The sequence below is a fragment of the Enterobacter sp. JMULE2 genome (assembly GCF_013337145.1).
Taxonomy (GTDB): Bacteria; Pseudomonadota; Gammaproteobacteria; order Enterobacterales; family Enterobacteriaceae; genus Enterobacter; species Enterobacter mori.
The window spans coordinates 444,081-466,406 of sequence record NZ_SGWD01000010.1; the positions used below are offsets into that span (position 1 = coordinate 444,081).

Sequence of the window (22,326 nt, forward strand, 5' to 3'; positions counted from 1 at the left end):
GAAAATAAGGGAGTACGAGGTGGTTGCTGATAGCCAGCCAGGGCATATTGATCAGATTAAGCAGACCAATGCAGGCGCAGTGTATCGCCTGATCGATCAGCTCGGTCCGGTTTCGCGTATCGATCTTTCGCGCCTGGCACAACTGGCACCCGCCAGTATCACCAAGATAGTCCGCGAAATGCTGGAAGCTCACCTGGTCCAGGAGACGGAAATACAGGAGCCGGGCAGCCGTGGACGTCCTGCCGTCGGGCTGGTGGTAGAAACGGAAGCATGGCACTACCTGTCACTGCGCATTAGCCGGGGGGAGATCTTCCTTGCGCTGCGCGATCTCAGCAGCAAGCTGGTGGTGGAAGACCGGCTGGAGCTCCCGCTCGATGCGGAACAACCGCTTCTTGACGCCATCCTGACCCATATCGATCACTTCTTTATCCGCCATCAGCAGCGGCTTGAACGGTTAACGGCAATTGCTATCACCATGCCGGGTATCATTGATACCGAGAATGGCATCGTGCACCGCATGCCGTTTTATGAGAATGTCAAAGAGATGCCGCTGGGTGAGGTGCTGAAAAACCATACCGGCGTGCCCGTCTACATTCAGCATGATATCAGCGCCTGGACCATGGCGGAGGCGCTGTTTGGCGCATCACGCGGCGCGCGCGACGTTATTCAGGTGGTGATTGATCACAACGTGGGGGCGGGGGTGATTACCGACGGTCGCCTGCTGCACGCCGGAAGCAGCAGCCTGGTGGAAATCGGTCACACGCAGGTCGACCCGTACGGTAAACGCTGCTACTGCGGGAATCACGGCTGCCTGGAGACCATTGCCAGCGTCGAAAGCGTGCTGGAACTGGCGCAGGTGAGGCTCAGCCAGTCGATGAGCTCCTCGCTTCACGGCCAGCCGCTTACCGTGGATTCTCTCTGCGCGGCAGCCCGACAGGGGGATTTACTGGCGAAAGATATCATCACGGGCGTCGGTAACAACGTGGGCCGCATTCTCGCCATTATGGTCAATCTGTTTAACCCACAAAAAATTCTGATTGGTTCACCGCTCAGCCAGGCGGCGGATATTCTCTTTCCGGCGATTTCTGCCTGCATCAACCAGCAGGCGCTGCCTGCGTACAGTAAAAACATCGCGGTCGAAAGCACCCAGTTTTCGAACCAGGGAACCATGGCCGGTGCCGCGCTGGTGAAAGATGCGATGTATAACGGCTCTTTACTGATCCGTTTGTTGCAGGGTTAACTCTTTTCCATAGATGTAAGAAATATTGCGCTATCTCAAGCCGGGTAGCGCACGCATCCCGTAGACTTCCCCCACTGAATTATTTACCTGGTTTATATTTTCGAAGCATACCCAAGAGGTGGAATGAGTCATGCTTAAGCGTTTCTTTGTTACTGGTACTGATACCTCTGTCGGCAAGACCGTCGTATCCCGCGCATTGCTGCAGTCTCTGGCAGCCAGCGGTAAACGCGTGGCAGGGTACAAACCGGTCGCAAAAGGCAGTAAAGAGACGCCAGACGGATTGCGTAATAAAGACGCCCTGGTGCTGCAAAGCGTTTCGTCCATTGAATTACCTTATCACGCGGTAAATCCTATCGCGCTGAGCGAGGATGAGAGCAGCGTGGCGCACAGCGGTCTGATCAACTACAGCCTGCTTTCCGATGGTCTGGCGAGCCTGAGCGAGAAAGTTGACCACGTTGTGGTTGAAGGTACCGGCGGCTGGCGCAGCCTGATGAATGATTTACGCCCGCTTTCCGAGTGGGTGGTGCAGGAACAGCTGCCCGTGGTGATGGTGGTCGGCATTCAGGAAGGGTGCATCAACCATGCCCTCCTGACGGCACAGGCCATTGCCAATGACGGCCTGCCGCTGGTGGGCTGGGTGGCTAACCGTATTAACCCGGGGCTTGCGCACTACGCTGAAATCATCGATGTGCTGAGCAAAAAACTCCCCGGGCCTTTAGTGGGTGAATTGCCCTACCTGCCGCGCGCCGAGCAGCGCGAATTAGCGCAATACATCGACCTCTCTGCTTTCAGCAGTATGGGGTCCGTAGACAGAGTCGTGGCGTAACGTCCTCGACAGTACCGACGCGACGACGCACGCGACCAGCAAGCCGGGCAGTAAAAAATACTGCCCGGTCATTTCACAGACCATAAGTGCCGACATAATCGGCGCATGCGTCGTGGCAGCCAGCAGCGTTGCCATACCTGCCAGTCCCAGCAAAATTGCCGTCTCAGCACCAGGAAACCACAGCGCGGATAGCTGCGCAAACAGCATTCCTGTCGCCATGCCGACAAATAACGTCGGTGTGAACACCCCGCCGGGCGCGCCCGAGCCGCTGCTTGCCAGTACCGCCAGCAATTTACAGATAAACACGCCTGCAATCGCCGACAGCAACGGCGGGGCGAGAAGAAAAGCCTGAACCACACTGTAGCCATTCCCCCACACCTTCGGCGTCAGCAGCGACAGCAGCCCAACGATCAGCCCGCCCAGCGCCAGCTGCCACGGCGGCGAAAGCTTAAGGCGCAGAAACAGAGCGTGGCTGTACGCCATCAGCCACATCAGCAGCGGACCGCACAGCCCGGCCAGCAGTCCCATGCCGACAATCAGGGAATAATCTACCGCGGTAAGGCTCTCGCTGAGGTGAACCGAATAAAGGGTGTTTGCGCCGGGGCTGAGCAGGCGGGTCGTAAGCAGCGCGACCACGGCAGCAATCACCACCGGGCCGAGCGAGGCCAGCATCAGCGTGCCAAACAGGATCTCAGCGATGAACAGGCTTCCGGCTAAGGGGGCGTGGTAGGCGCTGGCCATCCCGGCGGCGGCCCCGCAGGCAATCCACAATTTCCATTCTGATTTAGGGGTAAAGCGCCGGGCGAACAGGGAAGCCGCGAGGGCGGCAAGCAGGATCATCGCCCCTTCACGCCCGATGGCGCTGCCGCTGGCGACCACCAGCAAAGAAGCGAGTGATTTCACCAGGCTGGCACCGTAATCAAACTGTCCGTCTTCGGTTTCCAGCGCTTCCATATAATCGGTTGGCGCGTGAGGCCGCTGCGCGGTAAACCGTTGCCATCCCCAGAGCAGCAGCCCAGCAGCCAGACCGCCCAGCGCGGGCGTCAGCACCCGTCGCCAGGGCGATAATGCGGCGGCGGCGTTCACCAGGCTGCCGCTGTCGTTGCTGAGAAACAGCCACTCCAGCAGATACATGCTGTGGCGGAATACCGCAACGGCCAGCGCGGCCAACACGCCGGTGACGGTGGCAATCAGGAGTCGGCGAAACATCGCGCGAATGTCGGGGTAGGCGTGAAGACGTTGCATGGGTCGCGAGTCAACGGGAAAGATACAATATTGTGGCGGGAAATCGTGGGGTTAGCAAAAGGTATGCGTGCGAAAAAGCCGGGCGATGCCCGGCCTGAAAGATTAACTCTCACTATGAATATTCAGCGCCCGGCGCGTACGCCCTGAACTCAGGTACTCGGCAATATAGTCCTGAGAAATCTCGCCGTTGTAGCGCCCGTCCTCATCCACGATCGGCATCCAGCTGGTATTGCTCTCATACAGACGTGAAAGCACCACACGCAGGTTGTCTTCCGCCTTGCCGGTCATGCGGAACGGATGCAGGATGTCGGCGCAGGTGCCGCTGGCGTTACGCGCTTCGCGACGCTTCACAAAGCCCAGCGGTTTGCCGTGCTCATCGACCACGGTAATCGCGCGAATGTCATTATCATCCATGGTTGAAAAGGCTTCGGGAAGCGGGGTAGAACCCCGCACCGTAATGGTCGGCTGCTGGTCGGTCACGTCTCCTGCGGATACCAGCAGCAGACGCTTCAGCGTACGGTCCTGACCAACAAACGAGCCGACAAACTCATTCGCCGGTTTCGCCAGCAGTTCATCCGGGCTGGCGCACTGCACGATTTTCCCCTGACGGAACACCGCAATACGGTCGCCGAGCTTCAGGGCTTCGTCGATATCGTGGCTCACCAGCATGACGGTTTTTTTCAGCTTGCGCTGCATCTCCAGGAACTGGTTCTGGATCACCTCGCGGTTGATCGGGTCCACCGCGCCGAAGGGTTCATCCATCAGTAGCACTGGAGGATCCGCCGCAAGGGCGCGAATTACGCCGATACGCTGCTGCTGGCCGCCGGACATCTCGCGCGGGTAGCGGTTGAGGAACTTATGCGGATCCATCGCCACCATATCCATCAGCTCTTCGGCGCGGGTTTTGCAGCGCGCTTTATCCCAGCCCAGCATGCGCGGCACGACGGTGATGTTCTCTTCGATGGTCATGTTCGGAAACAGGCCAATCTGCTGGATCACGTAGCCAATGTTGCGGCGCAGGGTGACGGTGTCCATCCCGCTGGTGTCTTCACCGTTGATCAGGATTGTCCCGCTGCTCGGGGTAATAAGGCGGTTAATCATCTTCAGCGTGGTGGTTTTCCCACAGCCGGACGGGCCGAGCAGGACGCACATTTCCCCTTCGGGCACGTTCAGGTTGACGTTATCAACGGCCTTAAAGGTCTGGCCATGCTTCTGTGAAAATTGTTTGGTGAGGTTTTCCAGTTTTATCATTATCGAATCCCCTTTGGAGTCAGAACCACCTGCAGACGGTGCAGCAGCCAGTCGAGCACAATCGCTAAAAGACAAATCATCAGCGCGCCCGCGATCAACATGCGAATATCACTTCCGCCGATGCCGTTGAGCAGTAGCAGGCCCAGTCCGCCGGCGCCGATCACGGCGGCAATCGCCATCACGCCAATGTTCATCACCACGGCGGTGCGGATCCCGCCGAAAATCACCGGCAGCGCCATCGGGATCTCAACCCAGCGCAGGCGCTGCCAGAAGGTCATGCCGATACCGCGCCCGGCTTCGCGCAGGCCCGGCGGCAGGCTGTCGAGCGCCGTATGGGTATTACGCACAATCGGCAGCAACGAGTAGAGAAACACCGCCGTAATCGCGGGTAGGGCACCAATCCCCTGACCGATCAGCGAAAACAGCGGAATCATAAGGCCAAACAGGGCGATGGACGGAATGGTCAGCACGATGGTGGCTATCCCCAGCACCGGCGTTGCCAGCCACTTGTGGCGGACAATCAGAATGCCCAGCGGTACGCCGATGATGATGGCTAAACCTACGGCCAGCGCCACCAGCCACAGATGCTGCAGCGTCAGGGTTAAGAGGTAATCCCAGTTGTCCAGAATGTAGTGAATCGTCTCCATGGCGCCTCCTACAGCAGCTGTTTGCTACGCAGGAAATCTCGGGCGACCTGCTGCGGTGACTGATGGTCGATATCCACCTTCTTATTCAGTTCGGTGATAGCGTCGTTGTTGAGCTGGGCAGAGAGGGTGTTGAGCGCCTCTTCCAGACCGGGGTTGGCCTCCAGTGTGTCTTTACGCACCACCGGCGTCACCGCGTAACTCGGGAAGAAGCCTTTATCGTCTTTCAGCACCTTGAGGTCGAAGCCTTTCACGCGCCCGTCGGTGGTGTAAATCAGTCCGGCATCGACAAACCCGTCGCGTACGGCGTTGTATACCAGGCCCGGGTCCATCTGGCGGATCTGTGGGCGATCCAGCTCCATGTTGTAGGCCGCCTGAAGCGGCTTCATGCCGTCGCTGCGTCCGGCAAACTCCAGGTCTAAGCCCAGCAGCCAGTTTTTGTCCGGGTTGGTTTTACGGATCTGCTCAATCTTCGCCACCATCTCCGACATGGTGTTGATATGTTCCGCCTCGGCGCGCTTGCGCTGCATGGCGAAGGCATAGGTGTTGTTCATGTCGGCAGGCTTGAGCCAGACCAGACCGTGCTTCGCGTCCAGGCGTTTTACCGTCTCCCAGGACTCCTGCGGTGACATGCGCTTGTTGATGTGGTTAAAGATGATCAGCGACGTGCCGGTGTACTCCCAGGTCATGTCAATCTGCTTGTTGATCATCGCGTTGCGGGAAATCACCGTGGCAATGTTGGTTTGCGGCTGTACCTGAAAACCTTTCTTTTGCAGGTACTGCACGGTCATTGCCGAAAGAATGTGCTGCTCGGTAAAGCTCTTGGTCGCCAGAATCAGCGGGGCCGCCATTGCCTGGCTGGTGAACAGCGCCGCGGCACACAGTGCCGTCAGGCCGGAAAACAGTCTCATAAAAGCTCCTTGTTATTGTTATCGAGCGAGATGGGGACTCATCGCGCGACCCAGCGCCGCCAGCAGGGTATCGAGGATCAGGGCGAACAGGGCGGTTGCCGCCGCGCCGAGGATCAGGGTCGGGAAATCGTTTAAGTAAATACCGGGGAAAATCAGCTCGCCGTAGCTGCTGGCACCAATCAGGAACGCCAGCGGTGCGGTCCCGACGTTAATTGCGGTGGCGATGCGGATCCCCGAGAGCATGACCGGCCAGGCGGCTGGCAGCTCAACCTGACGCAGACGCTGCCATTTGGTCATTCCGATGCCGTTTGCCGCTTCCAGCAGCGACGGCGGGACCGAGCACAGCCCGGCGTAGGTGTTACGCACTATCGGCAGCAGCGAGGCGAGGAACAGGGCGATGATGGCGGGCGTATCGCCTATGCCAATCACCACCATCGCCAGCGCCAGAACGGCCAGCGGCGGCAGCGTATTGCCGACGTTGAAGATTTGCATCACATATTCGGCGATACCTCGCGCCGCAGGGCGGCTCAGCAGGATCCCGCTCGGAATACCGACCAGCAGGGCAAAAAACATCGATGAGAAAACCAGAATCATGTGCTGTTGCCCGAGATAGACCAGGTCAACCTGGCGCGCCCTGATCGTCTCCAGCCCAATGCCCCAGACGAGGAGGGCGAGAACCACGATAATGGCGCCGACAAACAGCAGCGAGCGTTTGAGTAATGGGTGCATTGCGGTGTGTCTCCCTGTGCGCATGCGTTATAGCAACCACCGGTTGCCTGTTGTTATGCCATGTTTCGGCAGGGGTATTTCACCTATAGCAAGCGTTTGGGAAGGGTTCCAGCGAAGGGGTAAAATCAGTAACCCTATGAAAACAGTGACAACCTCGGGTTAAGCCTTATGGCGTAAGGGCTGATAGAGGTGCAGACAGAATAGTCCTAAAGCGCTTTTTTAAAAGTGACGCTGTCACATTCAAAAGGCGCTTACACCGAATATCAATCTCAATCTTCATTGAGAGGCACGCACCCGTCGAACCCGCGTCGAGACGGTGATAATTGAAACGATAGCGACCACGGCGAGCATCAACCCGAGCGCCAGCATGGCGTTAAACCCGATCCACCTGAACAGCAGCAGTCCCGCGATACCGCCCGTGATAAACGAGAAAAGGGTGGTTAAGTGGGTTTTCAACTGGCTTTTTTGTGCCGCCGTATCTTTGGAGTAATCCCTGCGGAGCATTGCCACCAGTACGGAGGCCAGGGATATTCCCGCGTCTGTCAGCGTCCCGGTAATGTGCGTCGATCTCACCCGTCCGCTGGACAGCTGCGTGGAAGTGGAATTATGAATGCCCATCAGGCCGCACAGAAAAAGAATAATTTCTCGGTTGCTCGTGAGGGTATGAAAAAACATTTCGTAGAAGGAGACGCCGGTCAGCAATATCCCTTCAACAAACAGGATCTGGCAAAAAACCAGCCGGACGTTATGGATAATGCCCCATATCACGATTGTGCGCGCAATAATGGCGCCTGCGACAAAGGAGAGAATAATCGACCCGAAAAAAATCATATCGCTCAGGTCGGTGGAAGAGACTTCGCTGGATAATTGTGAGGTGTTGCCGGTCATGTGTGAGGGGAAAAAACCAAATGCGCCGAGGGCGATGGCATTCAGCAAACCTGCCGAGGTCGCCAGCCAGAGAGCAAGCCGGCGATCCTCCTTATGCGTTCGTTCTTTCTTGAGTCTAATCAGCAAAAATACCTCCAGGTTGAGCGTTGCCTGAATAGTCAGGCTAGCAAAGCGGTGCAACGGGCTGTCCAGGATATGGCTTAATTATTATTCCCTCAGGCGACTTTCAGGGTTAAGTAATTAAATAAAATATCCTTGCTCAACATGGGGGCGTAAATACTTCACATCATGCCGTTATTGCCGTGACGCAAAAACGCCGGCCGCTGGTTGAGACGTTCAAACCAGGCCTCAATCGCGGGCACGTCGGGCTTATCAAACGGCGTCATCTTCCAGCGATTCACCGACAGCCCAAGCACCACGTCCGCAAGGGTAAACGTCTCGCCCGCTGCAAAGGCTCCGGTGTGCTGCAGCTGGTTTTCCAGAATGGTAATGCAGTGGTTCCACTCTTTTATTCCCGCCGCAATGCGCCGAGGGTCGTTAAAGTCCGGGTTTTTACGCCCCAGCGCCGGGAAGACATAGCGCCAGGCGTTATTGAATTCGGTTGCCTGCCAGTCCATCCAGCGCTCAACGTTGGCGCAGGCCTGCGGCTCTGCGGGCAGCAGCGCGTGATTTCCGGCCTTGCGCACCAGATAACGGCAGATGGCGTTGGACTCCCACAGCACGAAATCACCGTCAATCAGTACCGGCACCATGGCGTTGGGGTTCAGCGCGCGGAAGGCATCCGTTTCCGTTGAGGCAAAACCGCTGCCGTAATCTTCCTGTTGATACGCGAGGCCTGCTTCTTCGCAGGTCCAGAGCACTTTACGAACATTGATGGAGGTGGTTTTGCCGAGGATGTTAATCATGTCGCCGCTTCTCTTCAAAGTGATGAATCGTTTAAAAACAATACACCAGCGGTGAAGAAAAGCGTCAACAAATCATCCGGCGAGTGATTTGTGAAGACGCGAAAGCAGAAGCGTCAACACAACCGCGCCCAGGAGCAATATTCCGCTCAATGCAAACGTGCTCTGCCAGCCGCTATGATCGAACACCATACCGCCCGCCGTTGAGCCGAGCGCAATGGCGAGCTGGATCACGGCGACCATTAACCCGCCACCGGCTTCGGCATCTTGCGGCAGCGTTCGTGCAATCCATGTCCACCATCCTGTGGGGGCCGCCGTCGCCAGCATCCCCCAAAAGCTTAACAGCAGGGCAACGATCCACAGGCTGTGACCGGTCAGTATCAACACGCCTGCAATGACGGCCATCAGCAGGGGAATGGCGATTAACGTCTGGTAAAACGCCGCGTTCAGAACCATGGCAACGAGCAGTGTGCCAACAAAACCCGCGACGCCGATGGTGAGTAAAATCAGCGATAAGCCAGAGGGACTGACCTGCGTGACGGTTTCAAGAAACGGCCGCACGTAGGTAAACAGCGCAAACTGTCCCATAAAGAACAGGCCGCAGGCCAGCAGACCCACAGAGACCACTCGCTGACGGAACAAACGAAAAACGCTTCCACGCGAGGCATCGTACTGATTCCCTTTCATACCCGGCAGGCTAAAACACTGCCAGATGAAGGCGACTATCGCTACAGGAACCAGGCACAGGAAGGCACCGCGCCAGCCAATGGTGGCGCCGAGATAGCTCCCCAGTGGGGCTGCCACCACTGTCGCCAGCGCGTTCCCCCCGTTGAATATCGCCAGCGCGCGCGATACCTGATGCCGCGGAACAAGGCGAATGGCCGTTGCGGCAGACATGGACCAGAACCCACCTATTGCGATACCGATCAGCGCGCGGCCTGTCATGTAAACCAGATAGTTTGGGGCGAAAGCGATAATCATCCCCGAGAGCGCCATCAGGATCGTCATGCCCAGCAGAAGGTGTTTGCGGTTCATATTCCCGGCAAGCCGGGAAAGGAAGAGGCTGGTCAGAACCGCCAGCGCGCCGGAAATCGCGATCCCCTGGCCAGCGAGCCCCTCTGTAACGCCCAAATCTCTGGCAAGAGGCGTGAGCAGGCTGACGGGCATAAATTCCGAGGCAATCAGGACAAATACGCACAGGGTCATGGCAAAAATACCGCCCCAGTGCGCGCGTTCCTCATTCTGTGAGGTGGTAGGGTTCAGAGTGGACATAGTCATCTTTCACAAAGCACCGCCCGCTCAACACGGGCGGCGGAGAGGTTTATTTCAGGCTGGTTTTGAAGAACTGTTCAAACTGGCCGAACGGGATCTTCCCGGCAACGTTGTCGTACAGATCGACATGGTTTGCGCCCGGAACAATCACCAGTTCCTTCTGCTTGCTGCCGACCGCTTTAAACGCATCTTCCGCAAAGTAGCGGGAGTGTGCCTTTTCACCGGTTACGATAAGCGTCGGGATAGTCACTTCACCGGCGTAGCTCAGCAGCGGCATATTCATAAAGGATAATGGCGTGGTCGCGGTCCATGCGCCGGTGGAGTTGACGGAGCGCGCGTGGAAGCCGCGCGGCATGCGGTAGTAGTCATAGAACTCCTTCAGTACCGGATGCGGGTCTGCTGGCAACGCCTCTGGCAGAATACGTTCAGCTGCCGTCACCTTGCCGTTTTCATCGACATAAATGTCATGACCGCCGTGCGCGAAGGTCCCGTTCTCAGCATCTTTCCAGCGCTGTGCGTTCAGATACTGCAGAACGGCACGGCGGTCAGACGTTGAATAGCGATCTTTCCCGTCGCCCACGCCGTGGCCCATCGCCCGGCTCATGTCGTACATCACACTGGTGGCGACCGCTTTCACGCGGGTGTCCATGGAGGCCGCATTCAGCGCCATACCGCCCCAGCCGCAGATGCCGAGAATACCAACGCGGTTACGATCAACCTCTTTCTGCAACCCCAGGAAATCCACCGCCGCGCTAAAGTCTTCGGTATTGATATCCGGAGACGCAACGTTGCGCGGCTGGCCACCGCTTTCGCCCGTATAGGACGGATCGAACGCCAGGGTCACAAACCCATTTTCCGCCAGGGTCTGCGCATACAGGCCGCTGGACTGCTCTTTGACTGCACCAAACGGCCCGCTGACCGCAATCGCCGCCAGCTTGCGGTCGCCGCGGTTTTTGGGAAGATACAGATCGCCCACCAGGGTGATCCCGTATCGGTTCTGGAAAGACACCTTACGGTGATCGACTTTGTCACTTTCGGAAAAGGTTTTGTCCCATGTGGTCACCATCGAAACAGGTGCGTTTGGGTTGGTGGTTTCTGCATAACTCATTGTTGTCACCCCACTTAATGATGCACATAGCAGCATCGCAACGGACAGTTTTTGGGTAAATGTTTTCATGGAAATGAACCCTGGGTTGTTGTGTTGCGGTCATTATAGTTAGCAGAAATAGTGCTGATTAGAGGGCGAAAGCTGCTAGGATTCATATCTTATTGTTATAAATCGGTAGGCATGATGGCAAAACGGGAAAACTATAATGAGCTGTACCTGTTCATGCAGGTGGTACGGGAGGGGAGCTTCACGGCGGCCGCGCTTCGGCTTGGGCTGGCGCAATCCGGTATCAGCCGCTCGGTTCGCGAGCTGGAAGAGCGATTGGGCGTTCAACTTCTGGTCCGCACCACGCGCAAGCTCTCGCTCACCCATGCCGGGGAACAGCTTTATCAGACCGCCGAGTCTGCATTCGATACGCTCGATACGGGTCTGGCGACCCTGGCACATTATCGTCAGACGCCGTCCGGCACGGTGCGTATTAATGCCAGCCAGCATGCTATCGATAAATGTCTGCTGCCAAAGCTCGCCATTTTTAAACAGCGTTACCCAGACATCAGGCTGGAACTGATGAATGAAAGCCGCTTCGTCGACATTATCGCCGAGCGGTTCGATGCGGGTGTCAGACTGGGGCCGGAAGTGGGGCAGGGAATGATTGCCGTGCGTATCACGCCTGATATGGAAATGGCCGCAGTGGCTGCCCCGGAACACTTCAGACGCTACGGTTTTCCGCAGACGCCAGCCGATTTAGTGGATCATCCCTGCATTGCCTATCAGTTTGCCGACGGTAGTGACTATCAGTGGGAACTGGTGCAGGACGGGAAAAAAATCACCCATCGGCCAGAGGGACAATGGGCGCTGTCTGACAGCTACATGGAAGCTGAAGCCGCCCGGCTGGGGCTTGGGCTGGCCTATGTCCCGGTGGAGCTGGTGGCTGACGATCTGGAGCGCGGAACGCTGATCAGGGTGTTGCAGCGCTATAGCCTGCGCATGGACGGGTTGTATCTCTATTATCCGCACCGCAACGTGTCGCCTGCCCTGAGGGCTGTGATCGATACGCTAAAAATATAGCTTTATTTCAGGGATAAAGAGAATGGCAGGAACACGCCTTCATTCATTTGGAAGATTTAAAGAGGGTATTGCAAGACGGACAGACAAGTTGAGAGCCTTTCTGAACGCGGCTAAAGCTGTGTTCTGAATCTTTTGCACAGCCTGGACATGTGCATTTCACTAAATAATTACGATGAGTTTGTGTTTTTTTACGTACTGACATAGGGAGCTCCTGCTATAAGGGGACAAAAACAATACACGATTAAAATGATGATTACTTATTATTTAACAATATTTGAAGAGATGAAGACGTCAGGAAGTATAAATAAAAAACCCGCTCGGGGCGGGTTCATTTTATTATCAGTAGCACATAACTGCTCAGGCCAACGCCTTCATCGCTATCGTAAGCGCCACTGATAATGAGCACCTGTTACAGTGCAGTGACATTACCGGCCGCAGGGCCTTTAGCGCCATTTTCAATGGTGAAGGACACTTTCTGACCTTCATCCAGAGTTTTGAAGTTATCGCCCTGGATTGCAGAGAAATGCACGAATACATCTTTGCTGCCGTCGTCAGGAGTGATAAAGCCAAAACCTTTATCTGCGTTGAACCATTTTACTAAACCAGTCATTTTATTAGACATAGATAATTCCTTAATTTATGAGCCACATAGTGCGGCGATGATGGCCTGTATTGAGAGAGTTACTTATTTGGCACTTAGGAGAAGGCTCATGAAGAAGGGATATCTAAGGATAACACCTGAACTGAGGACTGCTTTACTAAAACTGCTTTCATAAGGTCTGTTTTCCAAACCGATGACGCTATTAAGACATAGAATATTTATTACCGCAATGTAAATATTATTTTATTTTAACCATTTAAACACCCGGATGGCTGAACGGCTGATAATATTCTGAATATCCTATTAGCTGCCGAGGCCTGGCAAGAACCCAATATCCGCACCGTAGCGTGTCGCCTGCGCCTGAAGCGGTGATTGATACGCTTAAAATTGAGGGCAGCGTTGTCATTCTGGAAGGCGCCTCGCAAACCGCAAAGTAACCTTATGAAATTAAGTGTTAGGTCTTTTTCTCAACGGGTCGCGGTCGTAAAGTGCCTGCGTTGCGGCACATCTGCAATCGGGCGTAGGAACCCGCATCTACAGAGCGATATTTATATGTCGCGACAGCGCCGATCTCGTTAAAATTGCGGTGGCGCTGACGGAGCAGCCGCAAGGCTGGCCGTTTTCTCTGTGGGCGGTATTCCTACCTCTGTCAGCGCTACCCCCTCGAGCGTAGGAACTCATCGGGTGGTTCACCCAATTTTTATACACTGAGGATGCCTTACGATGGCTACTATCCCAACCCTGACTTATCTTCCGTCTGACGAAAACGTCATTCTGCGACTTATCTCCCGACCACTACCGGCTGATGCCGATCTATTTGACATCGCCGACAACTGCGCCGCGCTGGTGAGCGTGCTGGTCGAAACCGATGATGCCACGAGCCGTACTGCGCTGTGTGAGCGTCTTCTTCAGGCCCTGCGCAGGCTGCGTAAACTCTGCGATGTCGATCTTCCTCCCCACCTAATAGAACAGTTGATCATGGGTGAGAAACTGAACTCCTGCGTTGCCGGACTGCTGGCAGGACACCCTGACTCAGGTGGACTATGTTCTGGCGCTGACGCAAGCGGTGATGGGGGGAACGCTGCCCGCTCATGTAGCGAAAGAGCTAACGGGCCTGCTGCACGATATGGTGTGGCTGCTGGCTGAGTTTGTGAAGGAGCCGCGCATTACTGCGCATTAAGGACGCTGACGGGGAGGGACGGTAGCGCCCCTTTGAAACCATGTAATTAATGCGATCAGTTCCCGTTATCCAGAAGCGACGTACCGTAGGAGTTGTCGATAGTACAAAGCCAGCGACCGTCGCTTTCCTGCCGGAAAACATATGTCGCGCGACGCGACATTTCTGTTGTCCCACGCTGACCATCAGGAAAACGCAGTACGGTTTCCATGATAACGAGGGCATTGCCGCCACCTTCGATTACCTGCATCTCTCCTTGTTCGACAATCAGCTGGCCCTGAAAATAATCCGAGATGGCAATAAACGCGCTGCGTATGTTCTCTTTGCCTTTAACCGTCATGCCGGGTTTAACTACCAGAGCCGCGTCGTCGGCGTAGTACTCCATCAGGGCGTCATAGTTTTTGGTGGTGATGGCGTGGTCACAGGACTCAATGATCTGGCGTAGCGGGTGTGGGGTCATGCGCGATTCCTCGTTAAGGGGTAAACACGTATTAACGTAACAGCCTGATGCGTTTGTATAGCTACCAGGTTTTATGGCTGGTAGCGTTGGGGGGAAGAGGTGGGGGAGGTAACGTTAGGTCTGCTAAGAGCGAGAAACGGACATTAACACTTAGAAGATAGTTCTCTCGTTATGGCCTTGATTTTTCTCTACTAGATTTCAAATCCTTGCTAAAACAGAAAGTGAAAATCATAGCATGCAAGCCATTTTGGAACTGTCGTAATCCATGCGTTACACTCATAAAACACAGTTACAGCTGGCGGTTTTGGCGTAAAATGTTGGATGTCTAAAACAATCATATACGTTATATGCACATTTTAGAATCAAAATGAATGTGTGGACTTGATATAGGGCTCCGAAGGTAAAAGTGGTCAACGAGCCCTCTATTATCTATTTGTTTTCTGCTAACTGATCGGGTCGAATAATATATAGCTTCGGAGACTGGTCGGTAGCGTTATTATGAGGCATCAGCATAACCCATGGACGGCCTATAAATTTACCGCCTTCAAAAAACATGCCGACTTCATCGCGCCAAAAACGTTTTGTTGCCAACACAGCTCCAGGCCAAATTGATTCAACGATTTCTTTCAGTGTTGGAGTCATATTGCTCACAAGATTCATTAATCGATTAGCATGTTGGGTGGCACTTTCAGGACCAATACTTTTAGCTGTTAACTTCACCATCGCAAATAACCGTTCTGTGCGCCTTCCCATTTTGACATCCAGCTTAAGCGTCAACCCATCCGGAAGTTGAGCTTCTAAGGTTTTAATATCTATATCCACATCAAAAACAGATTCATCAGAGCTTACCCACATTTGTAAGTAAGTCATGCTACGATCGAGTAAATAAATGGGTGACGGTATATTACCGTAATATTCCAAAATCTGTGCTGCAGGTGCTCTATCAAATGACTTTGTATAGACCAGTGGTCTTGCTAATGCAGCAGCCAAATGAATTGCTCGAGCAGGTTCAAACTCATCAATACCCATTATTTTAAGCTGACTACGAATATTTTCTGCTTCTACAAAAAATCTTTCTGCTTCTGGATGAAAAGGAATGTATTTTCCATCTTCAATTAAAATGCTTCTTTGTTGCTTTTTTTATTATTACACAAAAAAGGATGTAGCCATCCTAGAACAGTTTCCCCTCCCAAGCTTTCAAACCAGTCAGGTTGAGGAACAAGAACTTGAAGTATTAATTCTAGTTGTTCCTTATTTACAGCGGCAAAAAGTGATTGATTAACGGCCTCTCGTTCAGAATGCTCACAAACATCAACCAAGTGATTGCTTCCAGCGACATAAGGCCATAAAAGTTCGTACATCAAGAATGCATCGTGATTTTCTGAAAACCAACCGGCCCACTCAACTTCAGCAACTGAAATATTATCAGGGAATTGCCAGTCCTCTCCCAGTTCAGGAAGAAGCCATTCCTTTTCTGTCTTTATTTCCCCATTAAAATTTATGATGTAACTCTCTGGCTCAATCCCTCCTATCCAAATATTGTCGTCCTCATTTTTAGATTTTGGATTAATCAAAGCGGGTTTACCAAATCTTACAGACACTCCAGTATAAGTTTTCTTTAATGTTTGCAATAGATCCTGTTTCATATTAGCAATAGAAATAGGCAGTTCTGTCAGGGATAGTCTATACTCTCCGCTAATCGAATTAGCCGACAAATCACCAATGCCTCCAGCTTTAATTGATGCTCGGAATGGCTCAAATAATTCACGCGCCCCCCAAAATTTAGAAATATCTTCATATTGAGTTTCATTTAATTTTACGATGCTATCGTCACTTATATTCCTAATGATGAAGGGGATAAGCAAGCGATGGGTAATCATTCCTAGGGTAGAACCGTGGAGCCACATTCGCGATAGTAACGGGCTTTCTTCAACATATTGCAATATTAAGTCGCCGTCAATATAGTCAAGAGAATACCCTGGAAAATTATCAATGTATTCACGCTTTCCTTGTGGAGAAATGCGGCCATTCGTAAAAAATAAAGCAGAGTTAACTCCAAACTTTGCCAAAGCTATAACAATCTCATCTGTTTCTCGTGAGCTAACAGATTTTGTGTCATCAGAGTGGTGTTTGCACTGGGTTAAATGCGGTATGCCTTCAGGAGTTATTGAAAGGATATCTCTTCTACCATCACCAGGGCCATCTAGAATGCGAACCTTAGTATGACCAAGAGACCATTTAAGAATGTCAGCAGCAAGTATGGGAAGCGAACTGGGGTTTAAAGATCCGCTTAGTTTGTATCGAGAATCAATATCAGCCATTTATCTATTCCTATAAATATCATTGTGGAGATTCGCTTTGCTTAGATATATCAAATATAAATAATCTAGTCTTGCCCGCATTGATTATCAAGATGATGTAAGTAACGTCCGCAACTGGCACGAAGCGGACTAAATGAATGAGCTAAAGGTCCGCTATGAGCGATGAGCGGGCATTAGATTAGTTGAGAAATACATAAGTATAATGAAATTCTAAATAAGTTAAGTGCGCCCAGTAAAAGGCGCGCTTAATAAACGCAATGACAATAAAATATATATTAAAAACGTCTAGGCGTTATTTATATAATGCTGTATCAGGCCAATGTCAGTCTTTTTAGGAAGTAAAGCTATCTTCTTGCTTGCTTCTTCACAGACTTTTTTCATATATCCAAAACCATCTCTGTTCTTTTTTAAGAGTCCATCAATGTATGAGCTATTGGAATCACGATCATTAATTGCATCAGCATAAGCTTGAATTGCATCAGAAATATCTTCTTCATTAATGTAATCTGTAATCATGCAAAGCTTACCCAATAAATTAGCTTTGGTAAGCTTTGAGTTGATACGAGTCTTGATCGATCTTTCAACTATACTTTTTTTACAATATTCAATTGCAATACGAATTTCATCTTCTCTGTCAGAGAGATAGTAAATGCCTTTCGCTCTTTGTAACCAATAATCAGGATCTTGAGCGCAATATGTAACGAGTTCTTCATAAACTGATGTGATCATTTTTTTACACCAATCTCGATTAGTCTGCAGTGTCGGACTATAAATGGCATTAAGATTATCAAACATGATAATCTTGTGTGCTCCTTGATCTATTGAAGATACACATTGGTATAATTCAGCTATAAAAGAGGCTGTTCTTTTGACACCTAATTTCTCAGAGAAAATGCTTACAGCAAGCTGTATCCAAGCATATGAATTACAAACAGTAACATAGCCAGATTTTTCTGCTCTGGCGCTAATAACATCAGTCTTTTCATACTCAATAAATGGGGCCCATTTTTTAGCAAAATGACCTAAATGTGTATTAAGCAAGTATCCTAATCCGTAACTACGGATAAGATCGCGATGTACTAAAGAAAATATTTTCTCTCTGCTAACTAGATAAAAAAGGAGCGAAAACTCTAACTTACTAGATCCAGTTACATTTTCATCCCCATTTCTTTCGTTACAAATGCTAATAATACGGTCTTCCAATTTTGATTGAGTATTAAGTATTTGTGTTACGATTGGTGATTTAGCAAGTACGAAGATGTTATCTAAAATACTAGCTCTCCCATACCACCTCTGCAAACCTTGAGTATCAAGCAGTTTGTTGATGTCCTGAATCTCATTTCCAAATAGCCGAGATTGGAGCTGTATAGCCTCGTCCTCAAAGTCACTACCAAAAGCATTTAAATCAGCTCTAGAAACAGTTAGGACAATAGTTGTATTATTTTCTCTCAGAATATCTGTTTTTTGAGATATACTTTTAAGTTGATTAAAATGAATTGCTCCTGAGTCAATTGCTATCAATGAATCCTTGATTTTAAATATGTCATTAAAGGCCCTTATACTCATTGAATTTTTTGAGTGTACAAGATAACGTTTGCGTGTTCTTGCTTTTTCCACAATCCTAAACAAAATAGTAGATTTACCAGAAAATCTTCTTCCCCAAATAACAATAAGCGGGTCATTTATTCTATCAAGAACCGTTTGTTCGATCACTCGAGGAACCGAAACAACCCCCGGGTTTTTTTCTTGATTCCATCCGCTTTGTAATAAATATGAAGCAAAATTTTTCCCAGTAAAAGATTCGTTATTATTAACATACTGGAAAGATTCTATGGCCGGTAACTGATGCTCCTCTCTATGTGCAACAGATGCTACAAAATCGTAGAAATTAGAATAATCAGTTATTATTACATCTGTTATACCGTATGATTTTAACTTCTTTTTATCCGCATAACTAGTTAAGGGATCTGAAGTAATAAAAATACGAGCAGTATTGATATCTTTATTTGCGAGTTCAGGATTAGCTAATGCATATGCAATATCTAATTCATCATTAAGGCTACAACCTATAAAAATAATATTCTTCTCAAAAAAATCATTGGTCAATCCACTAATTAAATATTTATTATTATTTAAGCTATTAATGTAGTCAGCCTTGCCAAATATAACTCTTAACTCATCGTGATTTGCAGCAGTCATCACATCTTCTGCATCACCATGTAGTTTATAAACATATCGACGCTGTTCATATCTAGAAAATTCTCGATAAGGTAATACTTTCACACCATCTATAGCCCGCTCGATACCATCATCAATATTCAGAGTGTAAATATATGGCCAGTCAACTGATAAAAAATTTAATTTGGATTCATTATCTATTTTTACATCGGTAAAACAGTTATTAACATCAGATTTTATAGTTTCTAATGAAACTATTTTTTCCCTAAAATAAATATCTGAAAGTTCCTGAAAGCTGAATTTTTTTAATTCATCATCGGATGGCTTTTCTGTGACAGGAGACTTTTTTATTTGTTGCCGCATTATCTCCATCCATTCACCACCACCAGGAACGACCTTATGTCTTGCTTTCTCTCCTCGAGTAAAACCAGCTCCCAGGAAAGGTACACAGGAGTCTTGGATAAGGATGCCCCTTAAAAATTGTTGCGTTTCATGATCCTCAAAATTGCGAACTGAAAAACCCCAATCGATTTTGGTATCTGTCATTATGATTTTCCGTTATATCGTTTAAGCTAAGATAAATCGAGTATGTCAATAATTTAATATGAGAGGGCAGCAAAATGCAACTAGCAACACAATTGAAATACTATGCCTAGTAGTAATATTCTGGTTAAAATGCTATCCGTACTACTAATCGATATCACATGAACTTAGCGAGAAATGTCCGCTCCTGGCACAAAGCGGACCGCACCACGAACAAAAATTACCCTGTTAGCGCTAACGTCAAAGAAACAGCGGATGCTGCACAACGCGCGATAAGAAGCAGGCTTACGTGCGCAGCGACGATTGGCAGACTGGTCTCAGAGGAGTTATGCGACGGCCAGAGCGATGAAATCCCGCAATGTTACCGGCCATCTCGTTTTAGTGTGTTAAAGGGCTGATACGAGGTTTCTGATCTTTTCAGCCTTTTCAAAATGGTCCAGTTTCATCTCCATAATCCACCAGTGCGCCACTTCCATAAGTAGTTCAGGATCGTCATTTTTATTAGCAAAAAAAGCATAAAACGAAAGCCCAACGTTGCTTCCCTTTGAAGCAACTTTTGAATCACAGATCCGGATGATTTTTTCCTTCATTCCTAGCCGCACGTCATCTCCTTTATTCTATTCATGTTCGGGTTAAAAAAAAGCCGCAAGCAGATGGCTGCTTACGGCTACAGGATCGTTGATGACGCATTCTGAGAATCAGGCCGCTTTCACAGCCCTGATTTTTTTCGTGTCAGCCGCATCGGATTCAGTTTTATTCGCTGCAGCTGGGGCAGTGAGATCGGGAAGCTTGCTGGTACGCAGAATATGCTGCACGGTCTCTTTCTGCTCGGCGAGATACAGGCCAAGATTTTCAGCCTGCGTTTCATCCATCTGCATTCCGCTTTGCAACAGCCAGTCGGTGAACGCGTCTGCCATATCGAGCAGCTTGTCGTGAGCGTCAGCTTCTTTCTTACTGGCAAAAGTCATTTTCTCTTCACCTTTTCTTACGACAACAAATTTTGTTTCAACAGCCATCGTGCACCTCGCTATACTGTGTTTATATACAGTATATCAGCTACAGATCGAAGTTGCAGCAAAATATGCATTACTGGCGCAGTTGCTGTGTTTCCGGGCCACCCATGCTCCGCCGCCATGCCCCAGGTGCCTGACCATACTGACGCTTAAAGCTGCGGTTGAAGGACTGCTGGGAGTCAAAGCCCAGCGCGATCGCCACGTTCAAAATCGGCTCGTCGCTGTGGGTTAAGCGCTCAACCGATTTTTGCAGCTTTTGCGCGCGAATGTACCCGGCAAGGGGATAGCCAGTATGTTCCTTAAACAGACGCTGGAGGTGCCATTTTGAGTAGCCGGAACGCCTGGCAACGGACTCAATATCCAGACGGCTATCCAGGTTGTTGTCGATCCAGTCGAGTAAATCGTGCATAAATGCGCCAGTGTTCATCTGGTTATCCTCACGCTGCCTGTATAAAGGTATCTTTATCTGTTGCATTTAAAGGTGGCGCGTTTTTCTGTTAATTGCAAGTTTTATTATTGCATTTAAAACCCTGAGCGAAACGGGTCTTTTAACATCGACTCAAATAGCACATAAAGTGCAACAATTATTCTTGCACTTAATTAAGCGCCTTCCTACAATCGCCGGGAATAGTGTATTCGCAACTGTTACAGTTTTGTGGCGATGAACGACACAAATGGCCTTAAGCCAGCCACCGGACAAAGGAAGTGGCGCAGCGCCTCCCGCTGCGTCTTGCCCGGCGGCTACAATTACCGGAATAAAAATAATGAGCCTGCAAAAAACCTGGGGTAACTTTCATCTGAGCGCGCTGGGGGCGATGTTCGCCTCCGTGCTGCTCGTCGGGTGCGATGACAGCGTCGCGCAAAACGCTGCGCCACAAGCACCCGCTGTCAGTGCCGCTAACGTGGTCGTGAAATCCATCAGCCAGTGGGATAGCTTTAACGGCCGGATCGAAGCGGTGGAGAGCGTTCAGCTACGCCCGCGCGTTTCCGGCTACATCGATAAAGTGAATTACACCGACGGCCAGGAAGTGAAAAAGGGTGAGGTGCTGTTCACTATCGATGACAGAACCTATCGCGCCGCACTGGAACAGGCGCAGGCTACGCTGGCGAGAGCCAAAACGCAGGCCAACCTGGCGCGTAGTGAAGCGAACCGTACCGATAAGCTAGTCAATACCAACGTGGTATCCCGCGAAGAGTGGGAGCAGCGTCGTTCGGCTGCCACCCAGGCGCAGGCCGACATCCGCGCGGCACAGGCGGCGGTTGATGCCGCGCAGCTCAACCTGGACTTCACCAGGGTCACCGCGCCTATCGATGGTCGCGCCAGCCGCGCATTGATCACCAGCGGTAATCTTGTCACCGCGGGCGACACCGCCAGCGTCCTCACCACGCTGGTCTCGCAGAAGACGGTGTACGTTTACTTTGACGTGGACGAGTCAACCTACCTTCACTATCAAAATCTGGCCCGCAGCGGGCAGGGGGCGTCCAGCAATCACATGGCGCTACCGGTTGAGATTGGCCTGACGGGCGAGGAGGGGTATCCCCATCAGGGCAAAGTGGATTTTCTGGATAATCAGCTAACGCCGAGTACCGGCACCATCCGCATGCGCGCGCTGCTGGATAACGCGCAGCGTCAGTTCACGCCGGGACTGTTTGCCCGCGTACGCCTGCCGGGCAGCGCGGAATTCAAAGCCACGCTTGTCGACGACAAAGCGGTGCTGACCGATCAGGATCGCAAGTATGTTTACGTGGTTGATAAAGAGGGCAAAGCACAGCGTCGCGATATCAAACCGGGACGTCTGGCAGACGGGCTACGCATCGTGCAGCAGGGGCTGAACCCTGGCGATAAAGTTATCGTCGAGGGTTTACAAAAAGTGTTTATGCCGGGTATGCCGGTTAACGCCAAAACCGTTGCCATGACCGCCACCAGCGCCCTCAACTGATCCCTTGAC

The 22,326-nt window shown here is 51.1% G+C and carries 22 protein-coding genes and 1 pseudogene; 5 read left to right on the forward strand and 18 right to left on the reverse strand.

What is annotated here, in order from left to right:
• Window positions 1-19: 19 nt before the first annotated feature.
• Together mlc and bioD are read left to right on the forward strand one after the other, a co-directional pair.
• Window positions 20-1,240, forward strand: a complete 1,221-nt coding sequence (gene mlc / locus EXW94_RS03050) for a sugar metabolism global transcriptional regulator Mlc (RefSeq protein WP_174339444.1) — start codon at window positions 20-22, stop codon at window positions 1,238-1,240.
• A 130-nt stretch (window positions 1,241-1,370) separates the two neighbouring features.
• Entirely contained in the window at window positions 1,371-2,066 is a 696-nt protein-coding gene (bioD, locus tag EXW94_RS03055; RefSeq protein ID WP_042714599.1) for a dethiobiotin synthase, read from the forward strand.
• Here bioD and clcB read toward each other — a convergent pair.
• The 9 genes from clcB to EXW94_RS03100 all read right to left on the reverse strand — a co-directional run bounded on the left by clcB (window position 2,001) and on the right by EXW94_RS03100 (window position 11,085).
• Window positions 2,001-3,311: a voltage-gated ClC-type chloride channel ClcB gene (clcB, locus tag EXW94_RS03060; RefSeq protein ID WP_174339445.1), complete on the reverse strand. Its 1,311-nt coding sequence runs from the start codon at window positions 3,309-3,311 to the stop codon at window positions 2,001-2,003. The genes bioD and clcB overlap by 66 nt on opposite strands.
• Window positions 3,312-3,413: 102 nt before the next feature.
• Window positions 3,414-4,562 (reverse strand): osmoprotectant ABC transporter ATP-binding protein OsmV, encoded by a 1,149-nt coding sequence (osmV, locus tag EXW94_RS03065; protein WP_010430562.1) that lies wholly within the window; start codon window positions 4,560-4,562, stop codon window positions 3,414-3,416.
• Window positions 4,562-5,209 carry an osmoprotectant ABC transporter permease OsmW gene (gene osmW, locus EXW94_RS03070; protein WP_006808875.1) on the reverse strand — a complete coding sequence of 216 codons (648 nt, stop codon included), beginning with the start codon at window positions 5,207-5,209 and terminating at the stop codon, window positions 4,562-4,564. The genes osmV and osmW overlap by 1 nt, the downstream gene beginning before the upstream one ends.
• An 8-nt stretch (window positions 5,210-5,217) precedes the next feature.
• Entirely contained in the window at window positions 5,218-6,117 is a 900-nt protein-coding gene (gene osmX / locus EXW94_RS03075) for an osmoprotectant ABC transporter substrate-binding protein OsmX (RefSeq protein ID WP_174339446.1), read from the reverse strand.
• An 18-nt stretch (window positions 6,118-6,135) separates the two neighbouring features.
• On the reverse strand, window positions 6,136-6,846 hold the full coding sequence (gene osmY / locus EXW94_RS03080; protein ID WP_042718248.1) for an osmoprotectant ABC transporter permease OsmY: 711 nt from the start codon (window positions 6,844-6,846) through the stop codon (window positions 6,136-6,138).
• A 276-nt stretch (window positions 6,847-7,122) separates the two neighbouring features.
• Window positions 7,123-7,860 (reverse strand): YoaK family protein, encoded by a 738-nt coding sequence (locus tag EXW94_RS03085; protein ID WP_126815450.1) that lies wholly within the window; start codon window positions 7,858-7,860, stop codon window positions 7,123-7,125.
• Window positions 7,861-8,015: 155 nt separating this feature from the next.
• Window positions 8,016-8,639, reverse strand: coding sequence for a glutathione S-transferase family protein (locus tag EXW94_RS03090; protein ID WP_174339447.1), 624 nt, complete (start codon window positions 8,637-8,639; stop codon window positions 8,016-8,018).
• Window positions 8,640-8,711: 72 nt separating this feature from the next.
• Window positions 8,712-9,908, reverse strand: a complete 1,197-nt coding sequence (locus tag EXW94_RS03095; protein ID WP_174339928.1) for an MFS transporter — start codon at window positions 9,906-9,908, stop codon at window positions 8,712-8,714.
• A 49-nt stretch (window positions 9,909-9,957) separates the two neighbouring features.
• Window positions 9,958-11,085, reverse strand: a complete 1,128-nt coding sequence (locus tag EXW94_RS03100) for an alpha/beta hydrolase (protein WP_174339448.1) — start codon at window positions 11,083-11,085, stop codon at window positions 9,958-9,960.
• Window positions 11,086-11,199: 114 nt separating this feature from the next.
• On the opposite strand from EXW94_RS03100, the gene EXW94_RS03105 reads away from it, so the two are divergent.
• Window positions 11,200-12,084 (forward strand): LysR family transcriptional regulator, encoded by an 885-nt coding sequence (locus EXW94_RS03105; protein WP_174339929.1) that lies wholly within the window; start codon window positions 11,200-11,202, stop codon window positions 12,082-12,084.
• Between the two features lie 43 nt (window positions 12,085-12,127).
• Here the strand turns inward: EXW94_RS03105 and EXW94_RS28040 are convergent, their stop codons facing one another.
• Both EXW94_RS28040 and cspA read right to left on the reverse strand, forming a co-directional pair.
• The gene (locus EXW94_RS28040; RefSeq protein WP_213329513.1) at window positions 12,128-12,286 is read right to left on the reverse strand and encodes a YnfU family zinc-binding protein; all 159 of its coding nucleotides are present in this window, start codon (window positions 12,284-12,286) and stop codon (window positions 12,128-12,130) included.
• 207 nt (window positions 12,287-12,493) lie between these two features.
• Window positions 12,494-12,706 carry an RNA chaperone/antiterminator CspA gene (cspA, locus tag EXW94_RS03110; protein ID WP_010430585.1) on the reverse strand — a complete coding sequence of 71 codons (213 nt, stop codon included), beginning with the start codon at window positions 12,704-12,706 and terminating at the stop codon, window positions 12,494-12,496.
• A 702-nt stretch (window positions 12,707-13,408) separates the two neighbouring features.
• On the opposite strand from cspA, the pseudogene EXW94_RS03115 reads away from it, so the two are divergent.
• Window positions 13,409-13,865: pseudogene (locus tag EXW94_RS03115) on the forward strand (hypothetical protein).
• 55 nt (window positions 13,866-13,920) lie between these two features.
• Here the strand turns inward: EXW94_RS03115 and EXW94_RS03120 are convergent.
• The 7 genes from EXW94_RS03120 to EXW94_RS03150 all read right to left on the reverse strand — a co-directional run bounded on the left by EXW94_RS03120 (window position 13,921) and on the right by EXW94_RS03150 (window position 20,804).
• Window positions 13,921-14,322 (reverse strand): SgcJ/EcaC family oxidoreductase, encoded by a 402-nt coding sequence (locus tag EXW94_RS03120; RefSeq protein WP_174339449.1) that lies wholly within the window; start codon window positions 14,320-14,322, stop codon window positions 13,921-13,923.
• Between the two features lie 429 nt (window positions 14,323-14,751).
• Complete coding sequence (locus EXW94_RS03125; RefSeq protein WP_174339450.1) at window positions 14,752-15,351, reverse strand: hypothetical protein; 600 nt, start codon at window positions 15,349-15,351, stop codon at window positions 14,752-14,754.
• 86 nt (window positions 15,352-15,437) lie between these two features.
• The gene (locus EXW94_RS03130; RefSeq protein ID WP_174339451.1) at window positions 15,438-16,643 is read right to left on the reverse strand and encodes a restriction endonuclease; all 1,206 of its coding nucleotides are present in this window, start codon (window positions 16,641-16,643) and stop codon (window positions 15,438-15,440) included.
• 285 nt (window positions 16,644-16,928) lie between these two features.
• Window positions 16,929-19,367, reverse strand: a complete 2,439-nt coding sequence (locus tag EXW94_RS03135; RefSeq protein WP_047716066.1) for an SIR2 family protein — start codon at window positions 19,365-19,367, stop codon at window positions 16,929-16,931.
• Window positions 19,368-19,750: 383 nt separating this feature from the next.
• Window positions 19,751-19,966 carry a DUF6500 family protein gene (locus EXW94_RS03140; protein WP_174339452.1) on the reverse strand — a complete coding sequence of 72 codons (216 nt, stop codon included), beginning with the start codon at window positions 19,964-19,966 and terminating at the stop codon, window positions 19,751-19,753.
• Window positions 19,967-20,062: 96 nt separating this feature from the next.
• A complete protein-coding gene (locus tag EXW94_RS03145) occupies window positions 20,063-20,380 on the reverse strand; it encodes a YebG family protein (protein WP_174339453.1) in 318 nt (105 codons plus the stop codon).
• A gap of 70 nt (window positions 20,381-20,450) precedes the next feature.
• Complete coding sequence (locus EXW94_RS03150) at window positions 20,451-20,804, reverse strand: helix-turn-helix domain-containing protein (RefSeq protein WP_029485062.1); 354 nt, start codon at window positions 20,802-20,804, stop codon at window positions 20,451-20,453.
• 337 nt (window positions 20,805-21,141) lie between these two features.
• Between EXW94_RS03150 and EXW94_RS03155 the strand changes: the two genes are divergently transcribed.
• Window positions 21,142-22,317, forward strand: coding sequence for an efflux RND transporter periplasmic adaptor subunit (locus EXW94_RS03155; protein WP_174339454.1), 1,176 nt, complete (start codon window positions 21,142-21,144; stop codon window positions 22,315-22,317).
• The last annotated feature ends 9 nt before the right edge of the window (window positions 22,318-22,326 follow it).

Bases quoted from the DNA above. Each gene is read 5' to 3' on its own strand.
- bioD (WP_042714599.1), top strand. From the start codon at position 1,371: ATGCTTAAGCGTTTCTTTGTTACTGGTACTGATACCTCTGTCGGCAAG.
- clcB (WP_174339445.1), bottom strand. From the start codon at position 3,311: ATGCAACGTCTTCACGCCTACCCCGACATTCGCGCGATGTTTCGCCGA.
- osmV (WP_010430562.1), bottom strand. From the start codon at position 4,562: ATGATAAAACTGGAAAACCTCACCAAACAATTTTCACAGAAGCATGGC.
- osmW (WP_006808875.1), bottom strand. From the start codon at position 5,209: ATGGAGACGATTCACTACATTCTGGACAACTGGGATTACCTCTTAACC.
- osmX (WP_174339446.1), bottom strand. From the start codon at position 6,117: ATGAGACTGTTTTCCGGCCTGACGGCACTGTGTGCCGCGGCGCTGTTC.
- osmY (WP_042718248.1), bottom strand. From the start codon at position 6,846: ATGCACCCATTACTCAAACGCTCGCTGCTGTTTGTCGGCGCCATTATC.
- EXW94_RS03090 (WP_174339447.1), bottom strand. From the start codon at position 8,639: ATGATTAACATCCTCGGCAAAACCACCTCCATCAATGTTCGTAAAGTG.
- EXW94_RS03095 (WP_174339928.1), bottom strand. From the start codon at position 9,908: ATGTCCACTCTGAACCCTACCACCTCACAGAATGAGGAACGCGCGCAC.
- EXW94_RS03100 (WP_174339448.1), bottom strand. From the start codon at position 11,085: ATGAAAACATTTACCCAAAAACTGTCCGTTGCGATGCTGCTATGTGCA.
- EXW94_RS03105 (WP_174339929.1), top strand. From the start codon at position 11,200: ATGGCAAAACGGGAAAACTATAATGAGCTGTACCTGTTCATGCAGGTG.
- EXW94_RS28040 (WP_213329513.1), bottom strand. From the start codon at position 12,286: ATGTCAGTACGTAAAAAAACACAAACTCATCGTAATTATTTAGTGAAA.
- cspA (WP_010430585.1), bottom strand. From the start codon at position 12,706: ATGTCTAATAAAATGACTGGTTTAGTAAAATGGTTCAACGCAGATAAA.
- EXW94_RS03120 (WP_174339449.1), bottom strand. From the start codon at position 14,322: ATGACCCCACACCCGCTACGCCAGATCATTGAGTCCTGTGACCACGCC.
- EXW94_RS03125 (WP_174339450.1), bottom strand. From the start codon at position 15,351: ATGGGTATTGATGAGTTTGAACCTGCTCGAGCAATTCATTTGGCTGCT.
- EXW94_RS03130 (WP_174339451.1), bottom strand. From the start codon at position 16,643: ATGGCTGATATTGATTCTCGATACAAACTAAGCGGATCTTTAAACCCC.
- EXW94_RS03135 (WP_047716066.1), bottom strand. From the start codon at position 19,367: ATGACAGATACCAAAATCGATTGGGGTTTTTCAGTTCGCAATTTTGAG.
- EXW94_RS03145 (WP_174339453.1), bottom strand. From the start codon at position 20,380: ATGGCTGTTGAAACAAAATTTGTTGTCGTAAGAAAAGGTGAAGAGAAA.
- EXW94_RS03150 (WP_029485062.1), bottom strand. From the start codon at position 20,804: ATGAACACTGGCGCATTTATGCACGATTTACTCGACTGGATCGACAAC.
- EXW94_RS03155 (WP_174339454.1), top strand. From the start codon at position 21,142: ATGAGCCTGCAAAAAACCTGGGGTAACTTTCATCTGAGCGCGCTGGGG.